Genomic DNA, 25,897 nt, shown 5'->3' with positions numbered 1-25,897 from the left:
GCCGGATTACACGAATACTGGTGGTTCATAGGCATCCCCCATCGTCACTTTCTTCTGTTCTTCCTTCCCAAGAAATGCCCATTCCGTCATAGTCTCCCACCCATGGATACTGCGGTCATACACCTGCACATATCCAATCTTATCTGCGTGTACCCGGACTGTATTTGTATCATATTCTCTGCCTGTATACGGGTTTACTTCTCCTTTGTCACGGTCTTCCAGTTCTGCGTCTGCCGCCGCTTTCACCTTCATCAATTCCTGCTCATATCTCCTCTCCAACATCGTCTTACCGCTGAGCTTCTTTTGCAGGTTTTCCGTCCGGTCTTCTTTTTGCGTATCGATTACCTCTATTTTCACTTTGTTCACACTCGCTTCTTTTCTAAAAAATTTAAGGATATGAAATCTATCGCCAATTCTTTGGGTTCTATTTTATCAGACAATAGAAAAAAGGTAAAGAGAACAGAACGTAAATTCTTTATGACTTCCTCTTCAAAAAAAGCAGCAGTATAAGTGTAGTTTCCCCTTATACTGCCTGCCTATACAAGTTTCTATGCCTATTTTTACTGCCCATTTTCTGTCTGCATGCGAATTTTTTCTCTCTGCCATTGCAGACATTTCCCCTTGGGAACGATTCTTAATAAGTTTCTCCCAGGTATTCTTCCAGTGTCACACCACTGTCCATAATCTTCTTTGCATCTTCTTTTCCGACATACCGGTAATGCCACGATTCATAGATGATCCCTGTCTCCGAAATCTTATCCGGTGGATATCTTAAAATAAATCCATACTTATAGCAGTTCTCTTCCAGCCATTTTGCCTCTTCGGTGTCTGCCTGAGCTTCATCCAGCATCCCGTAAGAAGAAGATACAATATCCGCAGCAAGTCCCAGCTCATGTTCACTCGTTCCCGGGTATGCCACCGACTTTCCTGTCTCCTCAAATGCCTCCAGATAGGTCATTCCCTGATCGATCCACTCCTGCATCGTCTGATTATAGATTGCCTTCTGCTCCTCGATCGTACGATATGCCGAGCAAATCTGAGGACTAAGTCCCGCTTCTCTGGCCGCTGCAAGCATCTCCTTGAGCGACTCTGCTGCTCTTGCATCAAATGTATAACCATTCTCCACTTCTGCAAGTTCCGGTTGATAATTTTCATCCAGCGGATGTGTATTATTCACCAATGTCAAATTCCACTCTTTTTTCTTCTCTTCATCGACAGCGTTCTTCTCTTCCTTATCCGAACTCTGCTTTGCCGCTTTGGCTTCACTTTCTTTGACTGCCTTCGCAACTTTGGCATCAACTGCTTTTGCTTCTGTCCTCTTTCCAACGAAAATACCGACAGCTCCTCCTGCTACGAGCCCTGCCACAAGTGCGATCCCTGCGAGAGTAATCGCAATCTTCTTCAGCATTTCAAACTTGCGCTTCTGATTCCTGTCCTTCCTCGCCAGTGCTTCATCATCTATCCACATAATTTTTTCCTTTTCCTGCTGATTTTCCTGTAACATTTTTATTATACCATGTTTTTTCGTTTTTTTAAAGAATCGTGCCGAAAACTTTTCATGGGAACTTCTGTAAACAAAGCTCCTCACCGGCTTCCCTTACTGTTTCATTACCTTTCCTCTAAGCCTGCCCCATACTTCTGCCTGAAAATAAATGTATGCTCTGTCAAAAATAAAAATACCGGCCTGTCCCGCTGCTGCCATAACGAAAAACAACGTCTTCGTCATCTTCTTGGCAACCAATAAGGATGGAAAAAAATACAATGCCGGAAGAAACATACTATTAAATACGAGATATTTCCACACCCACAAAATTATCTTTTTCTTCTGAATGCGTTCTGCTTTCGCAAGCGCTTCCCATCCGGCCTCCGCCAGCAGAAGATAGATTCCCATTGCCGCAAACGTCACACAGTACATCTTCTGCGGAGAAACGATCACACCAAGCAGAGTACATGCCGTAAGAAATGCTGCGCCGTAAGCAATCCCCCACTCTCTGACCACTATTCCAACACAAAATGCCGCTGCCGCCAGCAGAAACAGGGTACTTGTTTCAAATATGCTCCCCAGCACGATCAGCACGACTGCAAATGCAGCCAGTACTCCTGACAATGCTATTTTTCTTGCATTTACATGCATGAGCAAAGATCGCCTCCCATACATTCACACATCTGATCCGCACACCACAGATCACAACACATATTTCCAGTTCCAAATGTCGGTCTGCCATAACCATATCCGGTGTTCTGATAACGCTGTCCCCTCCACTGGAACTGATTGACCAGATTTGTATATTCCGGATTGCCCGGCTCCATCGATGCTGCACGCTGCGCATGCTCCATTGCCACAAGATTATTTCCCACACCATAGTTGGCAATCGCACTACAATAATACCAGCGCGCATTCTGATTCGACATGCTTGACAGTACATTTAAAGCTTCCCGGTAATGTCTTGCATTGATATAATTGCATGCCGCCTGCATCTTCACATCATCCTCACTGCCGGAAGAATAAGATTGACCACTAGAATATCCTCCAGAATACCCTCCGGAATAATTTCCCGCATAGCCTCCAGAATATCCTCCATTCTCCCTCTGCTTCATAATCTGGTCATAAGCTTCCTGCACTTCTTTAAACTTCTCCTCCGCCAGATCAGAAAGCGGATTGTTCACATAGGAATCCGGATGATACTTCCGGATCAATTCTCTGTACGCTTTCTTTACTTCATCATCGGAAGCGCTCGACGGCACTCCCAGCACACTGTATGGATCTGTAATCATAATTCTCCTCTGTCTTCTCCTTTTATTTCTTCCTCTAATCTACTCTTTCCTGCCGTGTCCTCGGCCGCAGACTTTTCCTCAAACTTATTCCAGACGCCAACGTACAGAATATTTCGCAGAATATCTATGTTTTCCACACATGGCAACATTTCAAAACAGTTGCTGCACTCTGCAAGGATCATCGTGAGCATCTGCCTGCATCTCTCCTCATATCCTTCTTCGTCTGCCATCTGCAAAAGCGGATTATAACTGCCCTGCGCCCGGTCTTTCTCCAAGTCGTCATAGGCATCTAAAATATAAATAAATTTCCCAAGATAAAACCCCATCTTCCAGAGATTCTTCGACCAGACATCTTTTCGAAATAAGAAAAGTTCTCCCATCAATTTCCCAAAACAGCCTGAAACCGCATCGATATCCGTCTCGCCCGCCTTCTCATAATTCTGAAGCTTTGCAAGGCATTTCCGGATCACTCTGCATTTCTCCGGATACTTCTCTTCTACCTGCCGGTACAATTTCCGGTAAGTATGAAGTCCTACAAGCGCCGTCTTGCTCTTCTCATCCTTCCAGTCATCTAGAAAATGGTAATACGTCAGCACAATGTTCATATCCGCTGCATATTCTGTAATCTCATTGAAAAGCATGTCATGCTCTTTTAGCGGATGCACCATACACCGATGCTTCTCATGAACCGTCTCCGGCTCATACAAGGAAGTGAGCAGCGTCACAAGAAATGTCATATCATATGTGAGTGTAACCTGACCTCTGAGTCCATGTCGTTCTTCCAGCACATGACACAGTCCACAGTAGTATGCCTTATATTTATAAAAATCTTTCATCTTCATCTCCGGCTTATATGCCGTCACATATCCGAACATTTCTGTCTCCTTTCACTCCACTGTTCAGCATTATATCATAACTGCATTCTAAAATGTTGAGAAATTTCTTAAAAATCTATGAAAAATATCGAAAAGAAGCACCGCCCCCACAATTCAAAGATTGCAAAAACAGTGCTTCCTGACTGCGCGATCAGGGGTTCGAACCCTGGACACCCTGATTAAGAGTCAGGTGCTCTACCAACTGAGCTAATCGCGCATTTTCTTTATTTTGTTTTTGTGTTTCCTTAACACAAGTGATATTATATAACAGTTTTTTAGAGAATGCAAGTAATTTTTTAAAATTTTTCAAATTTTTTGCGTGGTCGGAGATCACATTTCTTCCGTATAATCTCCGACCGTCCGCAAACTATTTCTCAGACAATTACTCTGCCTGCTTATGCAGTGTAAATCCTCGTCCCATGACTTCATTGACCTGATTGATCACAATAAATGCCTGCTTATCAATCTCAAGCACAAGTTCGTTCAGCTTCGGCAATTCTCTTGACGATACGACCGTCATGATTGCAAAAGAATCTTTTCTGAGATATCCAGACTCCGTCTTGAAGAAGGTAGAACCTCTGTCCAGTTTCTCCTGGATCACTTTATTGATCTCTTCGTAATGATCGCTGATGATCTTCACCTGCATTTGTGTCTTACCCATAAGAAGCACTTTATCTACCAGTGTTGAATAAATCAGAACAAGTAAAATTCCGTATAAGATCCGCTCTTTGTCTCTGAAGGACATCTGAATGATCAAAATTGTAAAATCAAATACATAGAGCCCAATAGATACCGGAAGTCCGAATTTCTTATTTAAGATCAGCGGTGGGATGTCCATACCTCCGGTGGAAGCGCCGGCTCTGATGACAAGCCCAACTCCAAGTCCCAGCATCAGTCCTGCAAAAATACTTCCGAGCAGAAAATCATCCGTCATATTTTGAATAAACTGTACTTTTTGAAACTGCGATAAGATCCACGGAAAATAAAACGTACTGATCAGCGCTGTGAGCGCAAATGATTTCCCGAGAATCAAGATTGCCAGGATAAACATTACTATATTAAAAATTGCAACAGACAATCCGATCGGCAGACCGAAATAATGTTCCAGTATCAACGCAATTCCTGTTGTTCCTCCTGTGATCAAGTCATTCGGCAATACAAATGCGGCAATTCCGCAAGAATAGATCGTATTTCCGATCAGCACCCACATAATTCTTTTTAAGCTGAAGACTTCTTTTAACTCTGCTTTTGTCGCCTCTTTCATGGTCCCACTCCTTCTCTTTAATCATTTAGCCGGATAAAGTGAAAAGAAGCAAGCCTTCCCGACCTGCTTCTTTTCTCTATATTCACTTCTGACTTTTCCGACTCTTCTCATGACAGTATACCTTCTTCTGCTTTTCTAAAGTATACTCTATCATTTTCAATTCAAATATTCAAGAACGAAATCGGACTTCCCAAAATTATTTTCGGAAACGATCCTACTCTTTCATCCGCTTAATCACTTTCAGACGGGTAAATTCTTCCCTCTCCTTTTCCTCCAGCGCATTGGAAATAGAATACACAAGCGCTGTATAAGTCGGTATTGTGATATTTTTTAATGCATTGGCACGTTTCTGTGTCTTCTTAATATTTCCCGCAAGGCGGTACGCAGCATTCTCTACCATCGACAATTTGATCGTCAGATCTTTTACCTGCTTAAAGGCCTCACGCGCCACATCAATGGATTCTTTTGTCGTACTGAAAGAATAAGTCGGCGCCTCCATCTCCGGCGTATAAGTGACCAATGGAATTTCTGTTCCCATAATACTTCGGCTTTTGATCCGGATTGATTTTTCAATTGGAACGGTGTAGGCAATCTGAGATACGAGATTGATCCCATGTTCGATGTTCGCACGCTGCAGACATTTATAAGCATATGTGAATGTCGAATCAATTTTCTCCTGAATCTCTTTTGCCTGATCAATCAGATCCATCAGCTCACGGATCAGAATATTTCGTTTCTTGTCCATCAGCTCATATCCCTGATTCGCAAGTGCCAGAGAATTTTTTGCAAGAATCAGATTTCCTTTTGTGGGAAATGTACGTGGATCCATAACACACTCGGCTCCTTTCCAGATATTCTAATCTTCTTCTCTTTCTTTTTTTATGCTTCCTTCTTCTCGTAGAAGCGTTCCAGAATCTTCGTGTCAATTCGGTCAAGCTCTTCTCTTGGAAGCATGCGAAGCAGTTCCCATCCAAGATCCAGTGTCTCCTCGATCGTCCGGTTTTCTTCCATACCCTGTCCGATATATCTTGCCTCAAATTCCTTACCGAATTCGAGATATTTTTTATCAATCGGCGAAAGTTCATCTTCACCGATAACCGATGCAAGGTTTCTCGCCTCTCCTACTTTTGCATAAGAAGAGAACAGCTGATTTGCAAGATCCTGATGATCCTCCCTCGTATATCCTTTTCCGATACCATCCTTCATCAGACGGGAAAGAGATGGGAGGATATTGATCGGCGGATAGACAGACTGTCCATGAAGGTTTCGATCAAGAACAATCTGCCCCTCGGTAATGTATCCTGTAAGGTCTGGGATCGGATGCGTAATATCATCGTTTGGCATTGTCAGAATCGGGAGCTGTGTCACAGAACCGTTGACACCTTCCACGATTCCGGCGCGCTCATAGATTGTTGCCAGTTCGCTGTATAAATATCCTGGGAATCCCTTTCTACTTGGAATCTCTCCTTTGGAGGAAGATACTTCTCGCATCGCCTCCGCAAAAGATGTCATGTCTGTGAGAATAACAAGAATGTGCATGTTCTTCTCAAATGCAAGATACTCTGCCACAGTCAATGCTACCTTCGGTGTGATCAGACGTTCTACTACCGGATCATTTGCGAGATTCAAGAACATCGCAACGTGATCGGCAACCCCGCTCTCTTCAAATGTTCTGCGGAAAAATTCTGCAACATCATGTTTCACACCCATCGCTGCAAATACAATCGCAAACTGTTCATCCGAATCATCTCCCAGAGACGCTTGTTTTACAATCTGTGCCGCCAGCTGGTCATGCGGAAGTCCATTTCCGGAGAAAATCGGCAGCTTCTGTCCGCGGATCAGTGTGGTGAGTCCGTCAATCGCGGAGATTCCTGTGCGAATGTAGTTACGCGGATATTCTCTCTTTACCGGATTTAACGGAAGTCCGTTGATATTTCTGCGGAGTGTGGAAGTGATCGGTCCGAGATCATCGATCGGTTCTCCGATACCGTTAAATGTACGTCCCAGCATATCCGGTGACAATGCAACTTCCATCGGATGTCCAGTCAGCTTTGTATGCGTATTAGTCAGGGACATATTTTCTGTCCCCTCAAACACCTGGATCACCGCTTTGTCTTCGTAGATCTCGACAATACGTCCGATCTTTTTCTGATTGCCCTCTACAACAAACTCTACGATTTCTTCATAGAAAGCATTTTCTACGCCCTCAAGTACGATAAGAGGGCCGTTGATATTACTCAGTCCTAAATATTCTATTGCCATGACACAGCCTCCTTATGCGTTCTTTTCCATAATACGGTCATAAAATTGATCGATGGCTTTCATATAGTCATCAAACATTTCCAGTTTATCATTCGGGACATCATACTTGATCGCAATGACACGCTCAAAGATGTCTTCCTCTTTCAATACCGAGATTGGCATTCCCATCGTGATCAATGCCTTTGATTTATCATATAAGTGAAGGATGACCTCCATCATCTTGAACTGTTTCTCCAGAGAGACACATGTATCATCTGCATGAAATGCATTCTGCTGTAAAAATCCAAGACGGATCACTTTTGCGATCTCCAGTACCAGCTTCTGATCATCTGGAAGCACATCGCTTCCGATCAGTTTTACGATTTCCATCAGACTGCTCTCCTGATTGAGAAGTGCCATCATCTGATTCCGGTAATCAATAAATTTATCTGAGACATGTTTTGCATACCACGGTGCAAGATCCATCAGATACTCACTGTAACTTGTCAGCCAGTGGATCGCCGGAAAATGTCTGGAGTATGCAAGACTCTTATCCAGTCCCCAGAAGCAGCGGACAAATCTCTTTGTATTCTGTGTGACCGGCTCAGAGAAATCTCCACCCTGTGGAGATACCGCACCGATGATCGATACAGACCCATCTGTTCCATTTAAATTGTGCATCATTCCGGCACGCTCGTAGAATGCAGAAAGTCTTGATGCAAGATAAGCCGGGAATCCTTCTTCTGCCGGCATCTCCTCCAGACGTCCTGACAACTCACGAAGCGCCTCCGCCCAACGAGAAGTGGAATCTGCCATGATCGCGACATCATATCCCATATCACGGTAGTACTCTGCAAGTGTCAGACCTGCGTAAAGACTCGCCTCACGGGCAGCCACCGGCATGTTGGATGTATTGGCGATCAATGTTGTTCGATCCATCAACGGATTTCCTGATTTCGGATCTACAAGCTGAGTAAACTCTTCCAATACCTGTGTCATCTCGTTTCCACGCTCTCCACATCCGATATAAATGATAATGTCGGCATCCGACCATTTTGCGATCTGATGCTGTGTCATTGTCTTTCCAGTACCAAATCCACCAGGCACACAGGCTGTTCCGCCCTTCGCGATTGGGAACATCGTATCCAGAATACGCTGTCCGGTCACAAGCGGCTTGGATGCCGGAAATCTGTGATGTGTCGGTCTCGGCACACGAATCGGCCATTTCTGTGTCATCGTAAGGTCGATCGTCTTTCCGCTCTCCAATTCCACCGTCACAAGTGGCTCATCGATCGTGTATTCTCCATCTGGCACTACCTTTGTGATCATTCCGCTGATATTTGGAGGAACCATACATTTGTGCACGATCGCCGCCGTCTCCGGAACTTCCGCGATAATGTGTCCGCCGTGAACCTCGTCCCCGACAGAAACCGTCATATGTGTGCTCCATTTTTTTGTCTTATCAAGTGAGTCTACGCTGACACCCCTGCTGATATATGCACCGGAGTTTTCAGCGATACGCTCCAACGGTCTTTCAATTCCGTCAAAAATGTTGTTCAGGATTCCTGGTGCCAGTGTGACAGAGATCGCATCTCCACTCGCCTCAACCGTTTCACCCGGCCGAAGCCCTGTCGTCTCCTCAAACACCTGGATCGTTGTCCGTTCTTTATCAAGGGCGATCACTTCCCCGACAAGTCTTTCCTTCCCAACATATACCATTTCCGACATCTTAAATCCCGTGTTTCCTTTCAGGTAAACAACCGGACCATTGATCCCGTAAATCTTTCCCGTTCTAAGCATTTTCTTTCCCTCCTAAAAACAAGAATTTCTCGTATTCTTCTGCAAGGGACGCCTTAAAGGAGTGATCGATCAGAATGTTCTTCGCATGGATGACTGCCCGGATCCCTCCGATAAAGTCTTCTCTGCTGACGGTCAAGGAAGCTCCCGTGCGCTCTTCTAATTCTGCTTTTTTATCTTCATCTGTCGGATTAATATAAATCGTCACCTGTTCCCCGCCGGCAAATGCCATTGCTTTGTGGATATAAGAAGACAGAAGTTCTGTGTACGCTTCTGTCTGCATGTATTCATCTACAAGAACATGCACTCTGCGGAACAGTCTGTTCTTTAACTCTGTCTGGCATTTTCCCTGCTCACGCTTCAGATCAATCTGGGATTTTGCCATGGCTTTGTTGACCTCATGCTTTGCATTTGCCGTCTCTGCCTTCAGCTTCAGTTCTGCCTGTCTGAGTGCAGTCTCTGTATGCTCGTTATAAAGTTTTTCCAGCGCTTCTTTGTGATTCTGGATGATTGCATTTCCCTGGGCTCTCGCCTCTTCCATCGAAGCTGCCTGCAAGTTTTCAATTTTTTCTTCTAAAGTCATGTCATCGCCCTCTGTTTCATTATAGTTTCAGCCCGATGGCTTCATTTACATAGGATGTGATAAAGTCCTTCTTACGGCCGGTTCCGTGCCTGTCAGGGATCTCCACGAGCAGAGGCATCTTTCTCTTCAATTTAATATCATCAATGATCTCCGGAAATTCCCGTCCGAATTTTTCGGTCAGAAGGACAATTCCTACTTCCTTATCTTTGATGACATTCTGAAGCGCCTCATAGAGTTCGCCGCGCTCATGCACGACGACTCCGTCTACACCCGCAAGACGCATCCCTGTGTAGGTATCTACATTATCACTGATCAAATACATCTTCATCGGCTTATAATTTACCTAAGATCATGAAGGAGATGATCAGACCATACAGGCAGACACCTTCTGCAAGACCTACGAAGATCAATGATTTACCAAGTACGCTAGAATCTTCACTGATTGCTCCAAGAGCAGCACTAGCAGCACTGGCAACGGCGATACCACCACCGATACATGATAAACCGGTAACAAGAGCGGCAGCGATATATCCAAGACCTGTTGCGATAGAAGCAGAAGTAGCAGCTTCTGCAGCCTGTACATTTCCTCCGAACATCATGATCGATGCCACAAGAAATGCTCCAAAATAGAAGAATGCGTTTGTTCCGATTGCTCTTTTATAACGCTTCTTGTTTTTCTCTCCGATCAGATAATATCCGAATGGAAGAATGATACTTAATACTAAAGTTGCGATCAGAATTAATTTTGTTGCTAATGTCATAATAATAGCCTCCTAATGAAATTTTCCTATTGTTTCTTAATGATTTTGTATGGTTTAAATTCTCGTCCATTTCCTTTGTAGAAACGACTGAACATCTCATAATACTCAAGACGGAGTACCTGGATCCCTACGATCAGCCCTTCCATACCGCATACGAACAGGTTACCGAGTACAACGATCAGCCAGTTCGGTGTCCCGGCCTCAGCGCCTGCAAGCATCAGGACCACTTCCATCATCGCCGCATGGCTGACAGCAAATGCCCCGATACGAACAAACGATAATGTGTTTGAGAAATAACTCAGTAATGTTTCAAATAATTCGAAAAATCCTTGCACAAAGAACATCACTTTTCCTTCTGTCATCTTCTCAGTGCTCTTTTCAATTTTCTTTGCCAGAGGCTCTTTCAATACCATCAGAATCAAAGGCACTCCAAACATCACTGCCATCACGATTCCTGCCGGTGTCTTATGCCCTGTCATAAACAACACAAGAACCGCTGTCACAGAACCGTAAAATACAAGTCCGGCAAGTCCGTTCGCATCAAACCATGCGTTTTCCGCATCGTGTGCCCTGAGGGCATTGATAATGTGGAACACCATCGATAACAGGATAATTCCCATACCAAATGCAACTGCGACAATAAATACTGTATTCAGCTTTCCAATAAATGGAAGATTCGTCATATGGGAGATTGGCCTTAACCATTTTGCCTCGATAATATCTTCAAATCCGAAAATACTTCCGAACATCCAGCCAAAAAATGTAGAAAACAGTCCAGCGACAGATACAATTCCCGCAAGGTTCAGTTTCTTCCACTTATAAAGGATTGCTCCTCCAAGGAACAGACAGAGACCCTGTCCTACATCTCCGAACATCGCACCGAAGATAAATGTATAAGTCAGTGCCACAAAGATCGTCGGGTCCATCTCATTGTGTGCCGGCAGTCCATACATCTTGATAAACATCTCAAACGGCTTAAACAGCTTTGGATTCTCAAGCTTAGTTGGAGGCGCTCCGAAGTATCCAGAATTATCCTCCTCTACAAAAATAAAAATATTCGGATCATTTTTCACTTCTTTCAGAAGAGATTCCACGTCTTTTTCCGCCATCCAGCCACACAAAATGTAAAAGTCCTCATGCTGATCTTCTACACAAGCAGCAACCTTTCGGACATCGAAGTTCTCACAGAGCATCTCAAGCCGGTTTCTCGCCTCCAAAAGACGTCCGGCCTTCTTTGACAGCGTCAGCTTGATCTCGTCATCAATCCCATTGATTTTTGCTGTGATCTCCTCAATCTCTCGCTCCAGCTTCTGGTAGGCTTCCTCTGTATTTCCCTGATATTCATCCGGCAGATAAATCCGTTCAAAATGCAGCGACTGGAAGATCGAATCGGTCTTGTCGGCTGCCTTATTCGCTACAAAATACACTCCGTATACATAGCTGTCATCTTTCCCGCCTTCAATGAACAATGCATCCATGTCACTGTACACATATTTTTCAAGGCGATGGTAATAATCCACCGGAACCCTTCCGAACCGAAACTTAATATAGCGGAACTGAAGAACATTGTGCAGGTTAAAATTCAACGGACGGAACGGTGCAAGTGCAAGCAGACGTTCTCTTAACATCTCCCGCTCTACCTTCCAGTCATTTTCCTTTGCACGCAGTTCCATATAATCATGATTCGCATCGCGCACTGTGTGGAATATCTCCTCAATGGAAAGTTCCGGTGTATCTTCCGGCTTCTGATCCTTGACATACAAGGCGAGCTGTTTCGCCTTTTCCAATGCTTCCCGGTATGGATTGATCTCCACAAACGGCTGAAGATTCTCTGTAGTTTTCAACTCAGAAAGCGCATTTTCCAGTTGAATCTCATATTTGGAAAGATACTGGTCAGTTACACGGTCGATGTCATTTTTCGGTCCTGTAATACTTATGAACTTCATCTTTACTATCATTTCTGTATAACACCCCCTGTATAATCTAATGTTTCTTTCGGCGTCAATCCATAACGGATACATTCTAATGTACTGGTCAATCGCTTAATCTCCTCTTCTTTTAAGAAAAGGTATGTGTTAATTGAAGCAATGGAATATGGATTCCGTCTTTCATCCACCGTATATAACCGTTGGATACATTCAAAATAGACTCTTTCTATCGTATGATGATCATCGAAATCATATCTTTTCACATAATATGTGCTGGCAACATGCGCGATGAACTCCTCCACCGAAGCAGTCTCCACCAGCTCTTTCATCGTATCCCGATGAATCTTGAAATGAATCGGGATGATCATCGAATAAATATCTGCCGGCTGCATCTTAAAATATTTCTTTGCGCGGTAGATCCACTGAAGATTCAGAAGGTCGATCTTAGAACCAATATCTCTTGTAAAGATCTCTAATTCACTTTTCTTTAAGACCTTTTTCTTCTCCTTCCACAGCGTTGTGTAGTAATACAGATCCAGTGCCAGATCATAATCAAACAGTGTGGACGCATTGGAATCTCTAAGCTTTCTGAGCGGTTCATAATACTCAGTTCCTTGCAAATTGTCCACGAACTCCTCAATCGTTCTGGAAGTAATCAGTTTTTCAATAGAAATCTGTGAATATCTGTCAAAAAAAGTTCGCTTATAATTCAAATCAAACGGCTGTTCATAATGATTAAAAATAATCCGCAGACAATAATTGATCAGATCGACTTCATACCTCTTCAGATATAGTTTCAAAAACTTCCGTACTTCTATTCCCGAAAAACGGTACAGTCTTGAATAATCATCATAGAGTGACTGAACTAATATCTTCTCTACGTCTCCGCGGTGAAGTTTGTTCTCATCAATCTGGGCAAAATCATCTGCATATGCCGAGTGTTTCTTCAAATAAGCGACTACTTCTGGTACATTGTGGAGCGCTGATATTTCCTCAAAATCTTTCTCAGACAAGAGTCTCGATCTCATAGCACGTATCTTTGTAGTGATCCCACTATATACAAGCAAATTTCCCATGTCTTATACCTCAGTTATACGTTTTATAATCTCCTGCGCATACCGCTCATGCTCCAACTCATATTCTCTCTTGTATGCATTGATCGTTTTTGCACTTTCTTCTCTGAGCCGTTCCAGCTCGGAGTCCATGCTGCCCTGCATACCGGCACGTATTTCACTTAGTTTCTTTTCTGTATCCGCAGCGAGTTCCCGGTCAAACTTGTCCGTTTTTTCCTTCATCTGCTCATCAAGTATCTGCTTCTGTTCCTCTGCATGCTGCACGATCAACTCTGCTGCAGATTCTACTTCTGACAGTTTACTAATAATCGAATCCATACTCTGCCTCCCTTTCCTTATTTTATCTATTGTATTATCATACTCTCATTTTCGAAAATATCCATCGGGAAATTTAACAAATTTATTTTTTGACATAAAATTTCTTTTGTATAATTTCACACTTCCACTGATGCGATTTTCTTTGCTTTTTCACACAAAAATGGTATAATAAAATCCGATTTGAAACAGAAGGAGAAACGATATCTATGAGACTTAGAAATATACCGCATGCAGATGATGTGATTTTAGCACATGCTGCTGCGATCAAAAATGAGACAGAACAGAAGGGAAACTGGCATACACTTTTCGGAAACAACCACCCGATCCACATCGAGATCGGTATGGGAAAGGGACAGTTCCTGCTTACCCTCGCAAAGAAATATCCAACGATCAACTACATCGGGATTGAGCGCTACTCCAGTGTTCTTCTGCGCGCTCTTGAAAAGCTCGACTCCGAGGAGTACGAAGGACTGACGAACAGCCGCTTTATCTGCATGGATGCTGCAGATATCTCTGAGGTATTTGAAAAAGGAGAAGTGGAAAAGATCTATCTGAATTTCTCAGATCCATGGCCGAAAGCACGCCATGCAAGAAGAAGACTGACTTCCAAAGAGTTTTTTGCCCGCTACGATCGTGTGCTGGCAGCCGACGGCACAGTAGAATTTAAGACAGACAACCGTCCGCTCTTTGACTTCTCTTTGGAACAAGTGGCCGAAGCAGGATGGACATTGAATGCTCACACTTTCGACCTTCACCATGATCCTGTCATGAATGAAGGAAATGTAATGACGGAATATGAACAGAAATTCTCATCCATGGGCAACCCGATCCACAAACTGATCGCATCACGCAGTTCTTTCCAATGCATATAGTAAGAAGAAAAGGAATCTTTTTATGAAATGCTGTAACCGTATGAAATGTAAGATGAACTGTTATCTGTATGACAAGCCATTTCTAAAGAAAAAGCTCTGCGCGCTCCGCAGATCCTGGGTGGAAGTATATCACATTTTAAATGCAAAATGCAGATGTCCCGGAGGTGATCCACATGGCTGCTGCTCTGGAAAATAATTTTTTCCATTCCTATATTTTCAAAGAAAAACAGCCTGTACTTGTCGTCTTTTTTGCGACATGGTGCCCCAAATGCAATATGATGCTTCCTCTTGTCGATGAGATTGAGAACGACTTTGCCAAAGACCTGAAAGTAGTCCGGATTGATACAGAAAAATATGAAAAACTGACAAAGGAATGCGGGATCGAAATCGTACCCACATTCCTTCTTTTTTCCCACGGAGAAGCGCTCGGTATGATGAGCGGGATTCTTTCCAGACAAGTCTTAAAAAAACGTATTCTGGAGATGCTCTCCTATACCCGTTCTTAACCTATTAAAATTCAAATACTGCCACACCATATGGTGGAAGATCGTAGCCGATGGAATACGGTCTTCCATCGCATTCTTGTTTCTTCGGTTTATAGATCACCGGACGTTCTGCACCGGTTCCCCCATACTGCTTCTCATCACTGTTTAACACTAATCTCAGCTGTTTTCTTCTTGATACTCCCACGCGGTAATCTGGTCTTGCCACCGGTGTGAAGTTACATACAAACAGCAAATTCTTTTTATCGTCTTTCGAATGTCTGATAAAGCTGAAAATACTTCGCTCCCTGTCATCTGCATTGATCCACTCAAACCCTTCCGGCATAACATCACATTCATACAATGCTTTGTTCTTCTTATAGAGATGGAGCAAATCTCTTGTAAATGCCTGCATCTGCCTGTGCTCTTCCTCCGCAAGCAGGTACCAGTCCAGCTCTCTCTCTTCACTCCACTCCCGCAGCTGTGCAAAGTCTTGTCCCATAAACAATAGCTTCTTGCCGGAATGTCCCATCATAAATGCATATCCCGCTTTCAAGTTTGCAAACTTATCAAAGCCAAGTCCCGGCATTTTATTGATCATAGAACATTTCAAATGAACAACTTCATCATGAGAAAGGACAAGTACGTATTTCTCACTATAAGCATAGCTCATCGCAAACGTCATCTGATTGTGGCACCCTTTTCTAAAGTACGGATCCAACTTCATATATTCTGTAAAATCATGCATCCAACCCATATTCCACTTCAAGCTGAATCCAAGACCATCATACTCTGGCTCTGCAGTCACTTTCGGCCATGCTGTCGACTCTTCTGCAATCATCATCGTCCCTTGATTCCTTCCAAGCACAACAGAATTTAAGTGCTTGAAAAATTCTATCGCCTCCAGGTTCTGATTTCCACCATATTTATTGGCAATCCACTGTCCATCTTCCTTTCCATAGTCCAGGTAAAGCATCGAGGCAACCGCATCCACTCTAAGCCCATCCACATGGAACTTTTCCACCCAGAACAGTGCATTGGCAATCAGAAAGTTCTTTACCTCCGCCTTGCTATAATCAAAAATCTTCGTACCCCAGTCCGGATGTTCTCCCTGCTTTGGATCTGCATATTCAAACAATGGTGCCCCATCAAAATTTGCGAGGCCATGTGCATCTTTCGGAAAATGTGCCGGAACCCAGTCGAGGATTACCCCAATCTTATTCCTGTGGAAATAATTGATCATATACGCAAAATCTTCCGGTGTTCCATAGCGGGAAGTCGGTGCGTAATACCCGGTCACCTGATATCCCCAGGATCCATCATATGGATACTCTGCAATTCCCATCAGTTCAATATGTGTATATCCCATCTCTTTTATGTAGGCGGTAGCCTCATGGGCAAATTCCCGGTAAGTATAAAATCCATCTTCCTCTTCCCTCGGATGACGCTTCCAGGAACCGATATGTGCCTCATAAATCGACACCGGCTCATGATTGTGATCCCAGGTTTCTCTGTCTTTCATCCACTTACTGTCTGTCCACTTCAAATCTTCGATATCTACGATTCTGGAAGCGGTACCTGGTCTTACTTCCGCATAATTTGCAAATGGATCTGCCTTGTATAAATACTCTCCTTCTTGTGTCCGAATGCAGAACTTATACAACATCCCTTCTTTTGCTTCCGGCACAAAACAGTCATAAATTCCAAGAGGTTCGTGTCGCTTCATCGGACTGGCTGTTCGATCCCACTGATTAAACTCACCAATGACAGATACCTCCTGTGCATGAGGCGCCCATACTGCAAAATAGATTCCTTCTTTCTTTCCCTTCTTTGCTTTGTGCGCACCTAGCTTTTTATAAATTTCATAATGTGTACCCTGTCCAAACAGATATTGATCCAGCTCTCCTATTTCATACGACATTTTCGTATTCTTTTTCATTGCTTTTCCCATATCATTCACCTTTCCAGTCCATTTACTGATATTTCTTTCATTATACTTTAGACCCATACAAAAAGAAAGAGTTTTGACAATTTTTCACCTTGCCAAAACTCTTTTTTTGTAATTTTTCTCCAAAAATCTTCTCTTTTTTTCTTGAAAAATTACCTTTTCTTTTGTATCCAGACTCTTTCCCGTCTTATATATTGAAATCTTTCTCAGACAAGATCACGCGGTCTGCGTCATCTCTTCCTTTTCCTAACACTCTCTTGACGATTTTCTTGACATTTGTCTTCTGCACATGTTCAATCGCCTCGTCCATGATCTCTTTGACTTCTGCTACTGTCACAACATGATCCTCTCTCTGGAGCATATCGATCCGGCTGTACAGTGCGAGAATACCTACTTCATCAATCTTGAATCCATTTTCCTTTGCATATGTCTGACCAAATGTAACAAGCTCATCATTGATAAAGATCGGCACTTCCAGACGAGAGGTGAATTTTCTTCTGAATTCTTTATTAGAAGATAACAAACGATCCAAAGGCTTTCTCTGCTCCTCCAAAACAATCAGAAGTTCTCCGGTATCTCTCTCCATAGCCTTATTCAGCCGCTGAACTGTCTTTTCATTCATTCTTCCGGCCTTCTCAATGATCAGAGCGCCTCCATATAACTTCGATACGATCTCTTTAATCTTTTTCTTATTCAGAGAATCTCCGGTAATGATCGCTACTTTTCCCTGCTTTAATTTTCTCTGTTTCTGAATTGCTTTTACCACATCCACAGCCAGAACCGTCTTACCGGAACCTTTTCGTCCAATGATCAGCAAGTTTCCTGTCTTTGACGTTCCCTGTCGATTCGTACACTGCTTATCCTGCTCTAAAACATCTACCAGCTGTTCGCTCATTCCTCTTACCGGTACAAAATAAGAGAATAATTTCTTCTGCTCTTCGGTCAATCCGGCACGAAGTCCCACTTCACTCTGTGCTTCCAGATCATATTTTGCCTGAACAGTAAATCCGGTTGTTCCCTGTCCAAAAGTTCCCGTAGCTCCCAGTGCATTTGCGATCTCATCTACTGGAATCTTTCCTGTCTTACCAGTTGCTGCCGCTTTTGCCACTTCAATTCTCGAAAGAGGGATTGTCTCATTCAGAAGGTCAAAATCATCGTCGTCTTCGTCCTCCTCCGATTCCTTTCTCTCTCTTTCAAAAGCTGCTATTTCCTCTTCAAAGTCACGGATATCATATCCATCTTCTACTTCTTCAAAATCATTCGGATCAAATCTATCTTCGTCATCATCTTCCGGATCCATCTCTTCTTGTCCTTCTGACAGATCTCTCGAAATTTCTTCCTCTTCGTACAGTTCTGTCTCCTCGTGTACTTCCGCTTCTTCCGACAGCACCTGAGCGGCATCCTCTTCCGACATCTCTTCAAAAATACTCTCCGGTTCCTCGATCACTTCCTCCTCAGATTCTTCAATCACCTCCACCGGCTCTTCTGTCATCGCCTCCATCTCCTGTTCATCCCATTCAGGAATATCCAGTTCTTCAAACTCTTCGAGTTCCTCATCAATCTCATCATCAAAACATTCTTCAAAATCTTCTTCTGCAAATGTCTGCTCTTCAATTGGTTCCTCGATGACTTCCGGTTCCGCTTCCTCTTCCATAGGCTCTGAAGAAGATGCTTCCTCTAAAGCTTCATCCTCTTTCTTTCCTTCCAGCTCTTCCATCAGTCGGCGGACATCCTCCGGAGTTGCTGCTTCCGGTTCGGACTTCAGTTCCACAATCTCCTTGTCGGCCTCTGCTTCCTGACGTTTCTGCTCGATGACTTCCATGACTTCTTTCTGCTTTTCTTCCCAGCTTGCAAGGATTTCTTCAATCTTCATCTGACCTGTCACTTGCTTTTGAAGCTGTGGTTCCTTTATTGCTTCCTTCACTTCCCCAGTCGGAATCGTTGCAGTAGACGTATCCAACTGGTTCTCTCTTAATTTCTGAACAAACTTCTGGCTCGGCGTCATCGGTCCGCCAGGTTTCTGATCGTATTTCTCCTGCTGTAAAGGTGTCAAAGGCTTATACTTCATCTTCAGTTCCATGGCCTGATACACATATTTCCCTTCACTGAACCAAAGAATCAGATCATCGCACTCCTCCAGACATTCCGTGATCATCCCTGCCTCATCATACAATTTTGCAAGCTCATACGCCCACTTTTCTATATATTCTGCTTTCTTAAATTCTTCTAGTACTTCAATCTGCTGTGTAATTGGAGCATTCTGTGCTTTCAGAATCTTGTAACGTAAAATATACTGGTTCGGATCTTTCGGTGCGACTGATACAAATTCCTCATAGCAGTCCATCGCTTCCGATGGCTCTCCAAGCTTGAGAGCTAAAATTCCAAGCCGGTATATAATCTTTCTACTTCCCGGGGTGCGATCATATGCGATGAATAGGACATCGCGGCTTTTTTCATACTTTTCATTCTGCTCGTAAATCTCACTTACAGAACAGAGCATAGACGCATTCTTTACTTTACGCCAATCAATCGTATCTGCAATCTCCATCGCCTTCCCATATGCTTTTTGTTCCATATACTCGAGCATCTGCTCTGTCTTTACGCGATATTCATATTTATCCAATACAATCACCTCATCTATTATAATTTACTTCCCATTCTTATATTTGCTTACTCCAATACTATCATAGTTTATCACACCAACTCCATTCTGTCAAAAAAATAGCCATTATAATTTTCTTTGAAATTATAATGGCTATCTAAATCTTATCTTTATCCATTCTATTTATTCTCAGCGGAGAAGCTAACACTTTCTGTTCCTGCCGGCCTTCATTCTTTTCATAATCAATCTTTAATTGATTTCGATTTTTCTTAAGATCTCCGATTTCCAAATCTTCGATACCATTTCTCGTTCGTTTTTTATAATCGGATTGCTTTCCTCCTTCAAATCATTTCATATCAATACCCTTTTCGCTACTCATATAAAATTAATTCTCTCTGTACCGATTATATATATTGTTTCTGATTTTTTATTAGATGTTTCTTTACACATCCTCTAAACTCTCCGAACTTCTGTGGTCTATTTTCCTTATTCAATATGTTCTGCAATTCTAAATCATATGGTAGCTTTTCTTTCTCCGATTACTTTCTTCATTATTTTTTCATCATCGAACTATCTATGATAAAGGCCGTTCTCGCAGGAACTTTTATTTGCCCGACCACTCACATATTGAATTGTAAACGATGTCATATCCAATGGTAACAGCCTCCTTCCGATCATCTATCCTCTGAAATTTCTTCAAGTCTTCATAAATCAAAACTCTCATTTTTTCTTTTATATTCAAGTATCCGCTTCCGGTTATCCGAAATATTTTCAAAAGTTCCTTTCCCGTCTACTTGTCATATTCAAATTCTTCTAGAATCTTTAGAAAATTTTGTATGAAAATTACTTTTTTTAATTTCTTTGGATTTCTTTTGTTGAGTTTATAATACATTATATTTTCTGTTTTGTCAACAGCTTTTTATATATTTTTTTATTTTTCTTTTTATATAATTATATTTTCTGTTTTTATCTTCTTTTTGATTTTATTATCAATTAATTTTACTTCTATTCCGTCACAGACTTTTTGGCATACACTTCCGGTTTTTGATTGTTAACTTTATTTCTAAATATGTTGACATTTAGTTTTCCTCAAATTATAATATGCTTCATATGGGATACACAATATATTTGATCTCCATAAATTTTAGCAAAAGAAAGGAACTTACAACACTTATGAATCCAATACCTTCAGCAACTACCAAACATCCACAAGTCCGGACGCACCTGCTTGTACGGATTGCACTTGTTACCGCAATCACCTGTATTTTAGCGCCGCTTTCCATCCCGCTGCCATTTAGCCCGGTTCCCCTCTCTCTGACCAACCTGGTCTTATACATCAGTATCTTTATACTGGGATGGAAAGCCGCCGCTGTAAGCTATCTCGTCTATCTTCTCCTCGGAGCTATTGGTCTTCCTGTCTTCTCCGGATTCGCAGGAGGTCTCGGAAAACTCGCAGGACCGACCGGAGGCTACCTTGTCGGAATGATCTTTCTCACAATCCTCTCCGGGTGGATTGCAGAGCGATTCTTAAAAAAACCTGCAGTCATCTTGATCGGAATGCTGCTCGGCTCCGCAGTAAACTATCTGTTTGGAACTGTCTGGCTCTGTGTACAACTCCACCTATCCTTTGCAGAAGGTCTGATGATCGGAGTAGTTCCTTATCTCTTTTTTGATATTACAAAAATATTGATTGCCCTCTTCGCCGGTCTTACGATCCAGAAGCGGTTGAAAGCTCTGCTTTTATAAGCCGTTTACTTTTGTCAAAGTTCTTGGAAGCGCGTCTTTGGAATTTTTCCACGGTTCGTCCTTAAATCGATAATCAAACTTATCGACAAACCAGCTAAGGTCATCCCGCACGCGCTTCATATTTTCCAGATAGAGCTGATTCAATTCACTGATAAAGGAATCCAGCAAAGCGCCACCAAGTCTTTCCGGCGCCATCTCATACAGCATCCCGTAATGTTTTGTACAAAATCCTTTCGAGGAGGCAAACAATTTCCGGAATTCTTCCTCTTTCTTATACAGATGAAAGATTGTACCTAAATAATCATGGAAAGTCTTCTCGATCTTCTCGCAGACAAAGCAGGATTTCTCCAACTGCCCGATATAAGCAGCCAATCCTGATGCTTCTGTCTTTTTCTTGAAAAACGATGCCTGCTTTACCGGTTCTTTCTGCTTTTGTTCAATTTCTTTGATAAAAGAATCCATATGCGTCTTATAGATCAGTGCAAGTCCCAGCCGATCCGGCATCTCATTTAACATCGCCGCATGTCTTTTGCAAAATCCTACTTTATCACTCTCTTCCCTGCGCTCACTTACCATATAAGTAGATGGACGCAGTGTATATTCAAGAGCATCCTGTTCCAGCTTGTGGTAAATACTGCAGAGAGGACATTCACAGTCCTCCCGAAACGCATCATTTACCGGAATCGTATATAACTTCTCTTTCATCTGTTTTTTCTCCTCATAATCTAATCAGGATCCTATAGCACTTACCTGTTCTGGTCCCTGTAATAGTTGATCAGACAGCCTTTCTGGATGATTTCTCGCTCATTCTCCGTCATTTCTCCCAACCGGAATGTAACCTCCACCAGATCATCTTTTACAATGTAAGCTGTAATCTTGTTTTCCTTTTGTTTGATTTTTTCTAAAATATCCGGGAAGAAAATATAGTCTCCATTGTGAAACGCTAGTTGTTCTTCCTTTTCGTCTGTCAAAAGCGGGAGCATACCCCAGTTGATCAAGTTTGAGCGATAACGCTTGGTAGCATACTCTTCTGCAATATTTGCCCATCCGCCAAGTACTTTCTGACAGGAGGCTGCCTGCTCTCTCGCAGATCCGTCGCCCGGCTTCACTGCAAATATCGTACTTCCGATTCCAAGTGTCCCCTCACCTGCCTGCGGATATCTCCTGCGCACAACTTCCATCACATCCTTCAGCTCTTCCAACACTTCCAGCGGACATTGTCCTTGCTCAATTGCTTTTTGTGCCTTCTGCACTTCCTTCGCTCTGCCTACATATGCCGGATCTTTTCTCGACAAGGCAAATTCTGCCAATCCAAGCGGATTGGACCGATAGGAGGAAGTCTCTCCAGACGGAATCAGTTCGTCAGTCGTCGTGACTGGATCATGAATCTCTGATACTACCTTCAAAAGGAGATGTTCCGGAAGCGGCGGCATCTCCGGCCAGTCTTTAATGTTTGGTCCAAGTTTAATCTTGGCCGACTGATCTGCAATTCCTTTACTGTCAAAGACACGATTCGCATAAATATTACTATCAAAATGATACTTCGGCATCTGATATTCTCTGTCCATCACATCTGCCGCCGATGTAAGGTATCCCTTATTCGCCGCAGTTGCCGCAATCGATCTTGCATCCATCAAAGCTACAGAAGCAATCTGTCCACTCTGTAATTTTGATCCCTCCCGATTTGGGAAGTTTCTTGTAGAATGTCGGATGCTGAGCGCCCCATCTGCCGGGGTGTCCCCTGCACCGAAACACGGACCGCAAAATGCTGTCTTCACAACTGCCCCGGCTTCCATCAATTTTGCAACAGCCCCATTCTTTACCAGCTCCATGTAGATCGGTGTACTTGCCGGATACACACTGAGTGTAAACTCATCTGCTCCGATTCCACATCCTGAAAGAATCTCGGAAGCCGCACAGATATTTTCAAATCCTCCACCTGCACATCCGGCGATGATACCCTGTTCCACATAAAGCTTTCCGTTCCGCACCTTATCCTGCAATGTAAAATTCACATCTTTACCAAGGCTCACCAACGCTTTCTGCTCCACATCATGAAGAATCTCGCTCAGATTCTGATTCAGTTCGCGGATTGTATAGGCATTGCTTGGATGGAACGGCATCGCGATCATCGGCTCAACCTTGCCAAGATCTACATATACCATTCCGTCATAATAAGCTGTCTCACCTGGTGAAAGCTTCTCAAAATCCGCTTTTCTTCCGTGAATCTCAAAAAACTCCTCTATGACAGCATCTGTTTTCCAGATAGAAGAAAGACATGTCGTTTCTGTCGTCATCACATCAATTCCGATTCGGAAATCCGCACTTAATTTCTCTACTCCCGGTCCTACAAATTCCATGACTTTATTATTCACATATCCGTTTGCAAAAGTCGCCTTGATAATCGCAAGCGCTACATCCTGTGGACCCACACCGATTGACGGCTGTCCATCCAGATATACCGCGATCACCTCTGGCATGCGGATGTCATATGTTTTATTCAGCAGCTGCTTGACAAGCTCCGGTCCTCCTTCGCCAATTGCCATTGTACCGAGCGCACCATAGCGTGTATGGCTGTCAGAGCCGAGGATCATCTTGCCTCCGCCTGCAAGCATTTCCCTTGCATACTGATGGATTACCGCCTGATGCGGTGGAACATACACTCCTCCATACTTCTTCGCGCAGGTCAGTCCAAACATATGATCATCTTCATTGATCGTCCCACCGACCGCACACAGACTGTTATGACAATTCGTCAACACATACGGTATCGGAAACCGTTCCAGTCCCGATGCTCTTGCCGTCTGAATAATTCCCACAAAAGTGATGTCGTGCGAAGTCAGTTTATCAAATTTGATTCTGAGGTGCTCCATATCCGGAGACGTATTGTGTTCCTTCAGAATGCGGTATGCAATCGTCTCCTTTGCCGCTTCCTCTTTGGAAACAGCATGTCCCACCTTGCCTTCTATCTCCCTTACAGCATCTGCTCCATCTGGCACAATCTCTGACCCATTTAACAGATACACTCCTTGATTATATAATTTCACCATACGCAGTACCTCCTGTACATTTTGCAGTTGTCTGATTTTTTTGAGTTATATGGATTTATTATAGACTTATCTGTCATTCATTTCAATAGCGAATATTATTTAGATAATACAAACCTGGGAAAGCTGCTCGATCTCATACAAAATGTACTTTTACACCGAACTGCAAGGGAGCTTCTTTCTCCCCAGCCTTTGACAAATAGACAAAAAAAGAGACCAAAACCTCTTTTCTGAGATTTTAGCCTCTGCATTTCTTAGTCCTGAACGTATGGCATTAAAGCGATATGTCTTGCTCTCTTGATTGCTACTGTAAGAGCTCTCTGATGTTTTGCACAGTTTCCTGTGATTCTTCTTGGAAGAATTTTTCCTCTTTCAGAAACATATTTTCTTAATTTTGCTACGTCTTTGTAATCGATTTCGTTGTTTTCTTTACCGCAGAATACACAAACTTTTTTTCTTCTGCGTCCGCCTCTTCTCTTCATTGGAGAATCAGCTTTGTTACCTTTATCGTAAGCCATTGTGGTATTACCTCCTATATTTATACAAATCTACTCATTGTATCGTCTAACTGAATGGTAATTCTTCATCAATTCCATCTGGAATGTTCATGAACCCATCTCCAATATCTGCACTTGGAGCTGGTGATGGACTTGGACTTGCCTGACGGTAGCTTCCCATGCTGCTTTCGCTTGCAGCTTTGCTCTCAGCAAATTCCTGATCTTCTACAACAACATCTGTCGTGTAAACTTTCACACCATCTCTGTTTGTGTAACTTCCTGTCTGAATACGACCACTTACAACAACCTTTAATCCCTGGCGGAAATATCTCTCTGCAAACTCTGCTGATTTTCCGAAAACTACGCAGTTGATAAAGTCGGCACTTGCCTCTCCGTCACGTTTAAAGCGGCGGTCTACTGCTAATGTATATCTTGCAACAGCAGTTGCGCTGTCACCTTGTGAATATCTCACTTCTGGATCTCTTGTCAGACGTCCCATCAAAATTACTTTATTCATACGATTTATCCTCTTTTCTCTATGCTTCTTGTTTTACGCATAAGAATCTGATAACGTTTTCCATGATACGCATTCTGCTCTCAAGCTCTGCTGGAACAGTAGAATCAGATTCGAAGTGGATGAAATAGTAATATCCTTCTTTCATTTTCTGAATTTCGTAAGCTAATCTTTTCTTACCCCATTCATCAACGTCTGTCACATTTCCACCGAAACGAGCGATAAGCTCTTTTACTTTTTCGATTACTCCTGCTCTAACGTCATCTTCAACTTTTGCGCTGACTACAACAGCTAATTCATACTTGTTCATGTTCTTGCACCTCCTTATGGTCTCTTGGTCCCTGAACCTTGTCAGGAACAAGGAAATATCGTTCGCGGACGCTTGTCTGCAAACAACAATATATCACAAGTCAATACTATACCATAAGATTCTACTGATTTCAAGCATTTTTTCTGATTTCTTTTGTGTTTTTTTCTACCGGGAATTCTTCTTTTAACTTGAACTATTTTTATGCATTTAGAAATGTGTACAAACACTGTAAAATCAAGCATTTGTATTAGATTTGTTTTATTT

At 42.8% G+C, this 25,897-nt stretch carries 26 protein-coding genes and 1 tRNA gene; 4 read left to right on the top strand and 23 right to left on the bottom strand.

The genetic code is table 11. The annotated features are described in order from the left end of the window. Positions 1-6: 6 nt before the first annotated feature. The 16 genes from EDD74_RS08065 to EDD74_RS07990 form a co-directional block, all read right to left on the bottom strand. Positions 7-366 (bottom strand): hypothetical protein, encoded by a 360-nt coding sequence (locus tag EDD74_RS08065; protein WP_242990112.1) that lies wholly within the window; start codon positions 364-366, stop codon positions 7-9. A 268-nt stretch (positions 367-634) separates the two neighbouring features. Further along, entirely contained in the window at positions 635-1,468 is an 834-nt protein-coding gene (locus tag EDD74_RS08060; protein ID WP_116441606.1) for a M15 family metallopeptidase, read from the bottom strand. A 129-nt stretch (positions 1,469-1,597) separates the two neighbouring features. Continuing rightward, entirely contained in the window at positions 1,598-2,134 is a 537-nt protein-coding gene (locus EDD74_RS08055; RefSeq protein ID WP_008976934.1) for a hypothetical protein, read from the bottom strand. After that, positions 2,125-2,775: a J domain-containing protein gene (locus EDD74_RS08050; protein WP_008976935.1), complete on the bottom strand. Its 651-nt coding sequence runs from the start codon at positions 2,773-2,775 to the stop codon at positions 2,125-2,127. Before EDD74_RS08050 ends, EDD74_RS08055 begins: the two co-directional genes overlap by 10 nt. Beyond that, entirely contained in the window at positions 2,772-3,650 is an 879-nt protein-coding gene (locus EDD74_RS08045) for a DUF5685 family protein (protein ID WP_116441564.1), read from the bottom strand. Before EDD74_RS08045 ends, EDD74_RS08050 begins: the two co-directional genes overlap by 4 nt. 144 nt (positions 3,651-3,794) lie before the next feature. Continuing rightward, positions 3,795-3,867: transfer RNA gene (locus EDD74_RS08040), tRNA-Lys, on the bottom strand. A 165-nt stretch (positions 3,868-4,032) separates the two neighbouring features. After that, a complete protein-coding gene (locus EDD74_RS08035) occupies positions 4,033-4,914 on the bottom strand; it encodes a YitT family protein (protein WP_008976937.1) in 882 nt (293 codons plus the stop codon). Between the two features lie 214 nt (positions 4,915-5,128). Next, positions 5,129-5,743, bottom strand: a complete 615-nt coding sequence (locus tag EDD74_RS08030) for a V-type ATP synthase subunit D (RefSeq protein WP_008976938.1) — start codon at positions 5,741-5,743, stop codon at positions 5,129-5,131. Positions 5,744-5,793: 50 nt separating this feature from the next. Further along, entirely contained in the window at positions 5,794-7,176 is a 1,383-nt protein-coding gene (locus EDD74_RS08025; protein ID WP_008976939.1) for a V-type ATP synthase subunit B, read from the bottom strand. Between the two features lie 12 nt (positions 7,177-7,188). Next, complete coding sequence (locus EDD74_RS08020) at positions 7,189-8,955, bottom strand: V-type ATP synthase subunit A (RefSeq protein ID WP_009263293.1); 1,767 nt, start codon at positions 8,953-8,955, stop codon at positions 7,189-7,191. Beyond that, the gene (locus EDD74_RS08015) at positions 8,948-9,535 is read right to left on the bottom strand and encodes a V-type ATP synthase subunit E (RefSeq protein WP_008976941.1); all 588 of its coding nucleotides are present in this window, start codon (positions 9,533-9,535) and stop codon (positions 8,948-8,950) included. Before EDD74_RS08015 ends, EDD74_RS08020 begins: the two co-directional genes overlap by 8 nt. A gap of 19 nt (positions 9,536-9,554) precedes the next feature. Further along, on the bottom strand, positions 9,555-9,863 hold the full coding sequence (locus EDD74_RS08010; protein ID WP_008976942.1) for a V-type ATP synthase subunit F: 309 nt from the start codon (positions 9,861-9,863) through the stop codon (positions 9,555-9,557). A 4-nt stretch (positions 9,864-9,867) separates the two neighbouring features. Beyond that, a complete protein-coding gene (locus EDD74_RS08005; RefSeq protein ID WP_008976943.1) occupies positions 9,868-10,296 on the bottom strand; it encodes an ATP synthase subunit C in 429 nt (142 codons plus the stop codon). Positions 10,297-10,322: 26 nt separating this feature from the next. Further along, positions 10,323-12,254: a V-type ATP synthase subunit I gene (locus EDD74_RS08000; RefSeq protein WP_116441565.1), complete on the bottom strand. Its 1,932-nt coding sequence runs from the start codon at positions 12,252-12,254 to the stop codon at positions 10,323-10,325. Further along, positions 12,251-13,300: a V0D/AC39 family V-type ATPase subunit gene (locus EDD74_RS07995; RefSeq protein WP_016441151.1), complete on the bottom strand. Its 1,050-nt coding sequence runs from the start codon at positions 13,298-13,300 to the stop codon at positions 12,251-12,253. The genes EDD74_RS08000 and EDD74_RS07995 overlap by 4 nt, the downstream gene beginning before the upstream one ends. Before the next feature lie 3 nt (positions 13,301-13,303). Continuing rightward, positions 13,304-13,615 (bottom strand): hypothetical protein, encoded by a 312-nt coding sequence (locus EDD74_RS07990; RefSeq protein WP_008976947.1) that lies wholly within the window; start codon positions 13,613-13,615, stop codon positions 13,304-13,306. A 206-nt stretch (positions 13,616-13,821) separates the two neighbouring features. Between EDD74_RS07990 and trmB the strand changes: the two genes are divergently transcribed. Genes trmB through EDD74_RS07980 form a run of 3 tightly spaced genes read left to right on the top strand, consistent with a single transcriptional unit; the run spans position 13,822 to position 14,993 of the window. Next, entirely contained in the window at positions 13,822-14,487 is a 666-nt protein-coding gene (gene trmB / locus EDD74_RS07985; RefSeq protein ID WP_116441566.1) for a tRNA (guanosine(46)-N7)-methyltransferase TrmB, read from the top strand. 22 nt (positions 14,488-14,509) lie between these two features. Next, positions 14,510-14,683: a hypothetical protein gene (locus EDD74_RS15070; RefSeq protein WP_165919065.1), complete on the top strand. Its 174-nt coding sequence runs from the start codon at positions 14,510-14,512 to the stop codon at positions 14,681-14,683. Continuing rightward, positions 14,661-14,993 (top strand): thioredoxin family protein, encoded by a 333-nt coding sequence (locus EDD74_RS07980; protein ID WP_242990113.1) that lies wholly within the window; start codon positions 14,661-14,663, stop codon positions 14,991-14,993. Before EDD74_RS15070 ends, EDD74_RS07980 begins: the two co-directional genes overlap by 23 nt. Positions 14,994-14,997: 4 nt before the next feature. Here EDD74_RS07980 and glgB read toward each other — a convergent pair whose 3' ends face one another. Both glgB and EDD74_RS07970 read right to left on the bottom strand, forming a co-directional pair. Further along, a complete protein-coding gene (gene glgB / locus EDD74_RS07975) occupies positions 14,998-16,920 on the bottom strand; it encodes a 1,4-alpha-glucan branching protein GlgB (RefSeq protein WP_116441607.1) in 1,923 nt (640 codons plus the stop codon). Positions 16,921-17,104: 184 nt separating this feature from the next. Further along, entirely contained in the window at positions 17,105-19,540 is a 2,436-nt protein-coding gene (locus EDD74_RS07970; protein ID WP_116441568.1) for a P-loop NTPase family protein, read from the bottom strand. A gap of 1,152 nt (positions 19,541-20,692) precedes the next feature. Between EDD74_RS07970 and EDD74_RS07965 the strand changes: the two genes are divergently transcribed. Then, positions 20,693-21,265, top strand: coding sequence for a biotin transporter BioY (locus EDD74_RS07965; RefSeq protein ID WP_116441569.1), 573 nt, complete (start codon positions 20,693-20,695; stop codon positions 21,263-21,265). Here the strand turns inward: EDD74_RS07965 and EDD74_RS07960 are convergent. From EDD74_RS07960 to rpsF, 5 genes are all read right to left on the bottom strand, one after another. Beyond that, positions 21,260-21,970, bottom strand: coding sequence for a DUF6062 family protein (locus EDD74_RS07960; protein ID WP_008976955.1), 711 nt, complete (start codon positions 21,968-21,970; stop codon positions 21,260-21,262). The genes EDD74_RS07965 and EDD74_RS07960 overlap by 6 nt on opposite strands. A gap of 41 nt (positions 21,971-22,011) precedes the next feature. Continuing rightward, positions 22,012-24,315, bottom strand: coding sequence for a hydratase (locus EDD74_RS07955; protein WP_116441570.1), 2,304 nt, complete (start codon positions 24,313-24,315; stop codon positions 22,012-22,014). A gap of 251 nt (positions 24,316-24,566) precedes the next feature. Continuing rightward, positions 24,567-24,830 (bottom strand): 30S ribosomal protein S18, encoded by a 264-nt coding sequence (gene rpsR, locus EDD74_RS07950; protein WP_008976957.1) that lies wholly within the window; start codon positions 24,828-24,830, stop codon positions 24,567-24,569. A gap of 46 nt (positions 24,831-24,876) precedes the next feature. Continuing rightward, a complete protein-coding gene (locus EDD74_RS07945; protein WP_008976958.1) occupies positions 24,877-25,326 on the bottom strand; it encodes a single-stranded DNA-binding protein in 450 nt (149 codons plus the stop codon). Positions 25,327-25,345: 19 nt separating this feature from the next. Continuing rightward, positions 25,346-25,633 carry a 30S ribosomal protein S6 gene (rpsF, locus tag EDD74_RS07940; RefSeq protein WP_008976959.1) on the bottom strand — a complete coding sequence of 96 codons (288 nt, stop codon included), beginning with the start codon at positions 25,631-25,633 and terminating at the stop codon, positions 25,346-25,348. Between the last annotated feature and the right edge of the window lie 264 nt (positions 25,634-25,897).

The sequence above is a fragment of the Faecalimonas umbilicata genome (genome assembly GCF_004346095.1).
Taxonomy (GTDB): domain Bacteria; phylum Bacillota; class Clostridia; order Lachnospirales; family Lachnospiraceae; genus Faecalimonas; species Faecalimonas umbilicata.
This window is presented reverse-complemented; position numbering and strand designations above follow the sequence as displayed.

Bases quoted from the DNA above. Each gene is read 5' to 3' on its own strand.
- EDD74_RS08005 (WP_008976943.1), bottom strand. From the start codon at position 10,296: ATGACATTAGCAACAAAATTAATTCTGATCGCAACTTTAGTATTAAGT.
- EDD74_RS08010 (WP_008976942.1), bottom strand. From the start codon at position 9,863: ATGAAGATGTATTTGATCAGTGATAATGTAGATACCTACACAGGGATG.
- rpsR (WP_008976957.1), bottom strand. From the start codon at position 24,830: ATGGCTTACGATAAAGGTAACAAAGCTGATTCTCCAATGAAGAGAAGA.
- EDD74_RS07995 (WP_016441151.1), bottom strand. From the start codon at position 13,300: ATGGGAAATTTGCTTGTATATAGTGGGATCACTACAAAGATACGTGCT.
- EDD74_RS08015 (WP_008976941.1), bottom strand. From the start codon at position 9,535: ATGACTTTAGAAGAAAAAATTGAAAACTTGCAGGCAGCTTCGATGGAA.
- EDD74_RS15070 (WP_165919065.1), top strand. From the start codon at position 14,510: ATGAAATGCTGTAACCGTATGAAATGTAAGATGAACTGTTATCTGTAT.
- EDD74_RS08025 (WP_008976939.1), bottom strand. From the start codon at position 7,176: ATGGCAATAGAATATTTAGGACTGAGTAATATCAACGGCCCTCTTATC.
- EDD74_RS07945 (WP_008976958.1), bottom strand. From the start codon at position 25,326: ATGAATAAAGTAATTTTGATGGGACGTCTGACAAGAGATCCAGAAGTG.
- trmB (WP_116441566.1), top strand. From the start codon at position 13,822: ATGAGACTTAGAAATATACCGCATGCAGATGATGTGATTTTAGCACAT.
- EDD74_RS08050 (WP_008976935.1), bottom strand. From the start codon at position 2,775: ATGATTACAGATCCATACAGTGTGCTGGGAGTGCCGTCGAGCGCTTCC.
- EDD74_RS08020 (WP_009263293.1), bottom strand. From the start codon at position 8,955: ATGCTTAGAACGGGAAAGATTTACGGGATCAATGGTCCGGTTGTTTAC.
- rpsF (WP_008976959.1), bottom strand. From the start codon at position 25,633: ATGAACAAGTATGAATTAGCTGTTGTAGTCAGCGCAAAAGTTGAAGAT.
- EDD74_RS07965 (WP_116441569.1), top strand. From the start codon at position 20,693: ATGAATCCAATACCTTCAGCAACTACCAAACATCCACAAGTCCGGACG.
- EDD74_RS08060 (WP_116441606.1), bottom strand. From the start codon at position 1,468: ATGTGGATAGATGATGAAGCACTGGCGAGGAAGGACAGGAATCAGAAG.
- EDD74_RS07955 (WP_116441570.1), bottom strand. From the start codon at position 24,315: ATGGTGAAATTATATAATCAAGGAGTGTATCTGTTAAATGGGTCAGAG.
- EDD74_RS08045 (WP_116441564.1), bottom strand. From the start codon at position 3,650: ATGTTCGGATATGTGACGGCATATAAGCCGGAGATGAAGATGAAAGAT.
- EDD74_RS08035 (WP_008976937.1), bottom strand. From the start codon at position 4,914: ATGAAAGAGGCGACAAAAGCAGAGTTAAAAGAAGTCTTCAGCTTAAAA.
- EDD74_RS08055 (WP_008976934.1), bottom strand. From the start codon at position 2,134: ATGCATGTAAATGCAAGAAAAATAGCATTGTCAGGAGTACTGGCTGCA.
- glgB (WP_116441607.1), bottom strand. From the start codon at position 16,920: ATGGGAAAAGCAATGAAAAAGAATACGAAAATGTCGTATGAAATAGGA.
- EDD74_RS07980 (WP_242990113.1), top strand. From the start codon at position 14,661: ATGGCTGCTGCTCTGGAAAATAATTTTTTCCATTCCTATATTTTCAAA.
- EDD74_RS07960 (WP_008976955.1), bottom strand. From the start codon at position 21,970: ATGAAAGAGAAGTTATATACGATTCCGGTAAATGATGCGTTTCGGGAG.
- EDD74_RS08030 (WP_008976938.1), bottom strand. From the start codon at position 5,743: ATGGATCCACGTACATTTCCCACAAAAGGAAATCTGATTCTTGCAAAA.
- EDD74_RS08000 (WP_116441565.1), bottom strand. From the start codon at position 12,254: ATGATAGTAAAGATGAAGTTCATAAGTATTACAGGACCGAAAAATGAC.
- EDD74_RS07990 (WP_008976947.1), bottom strand. From the start codon at position 13,615: ATGGATTCGATTATTAGTAAACTGTCAGAAGTAGAATCTGCAGCAGAG.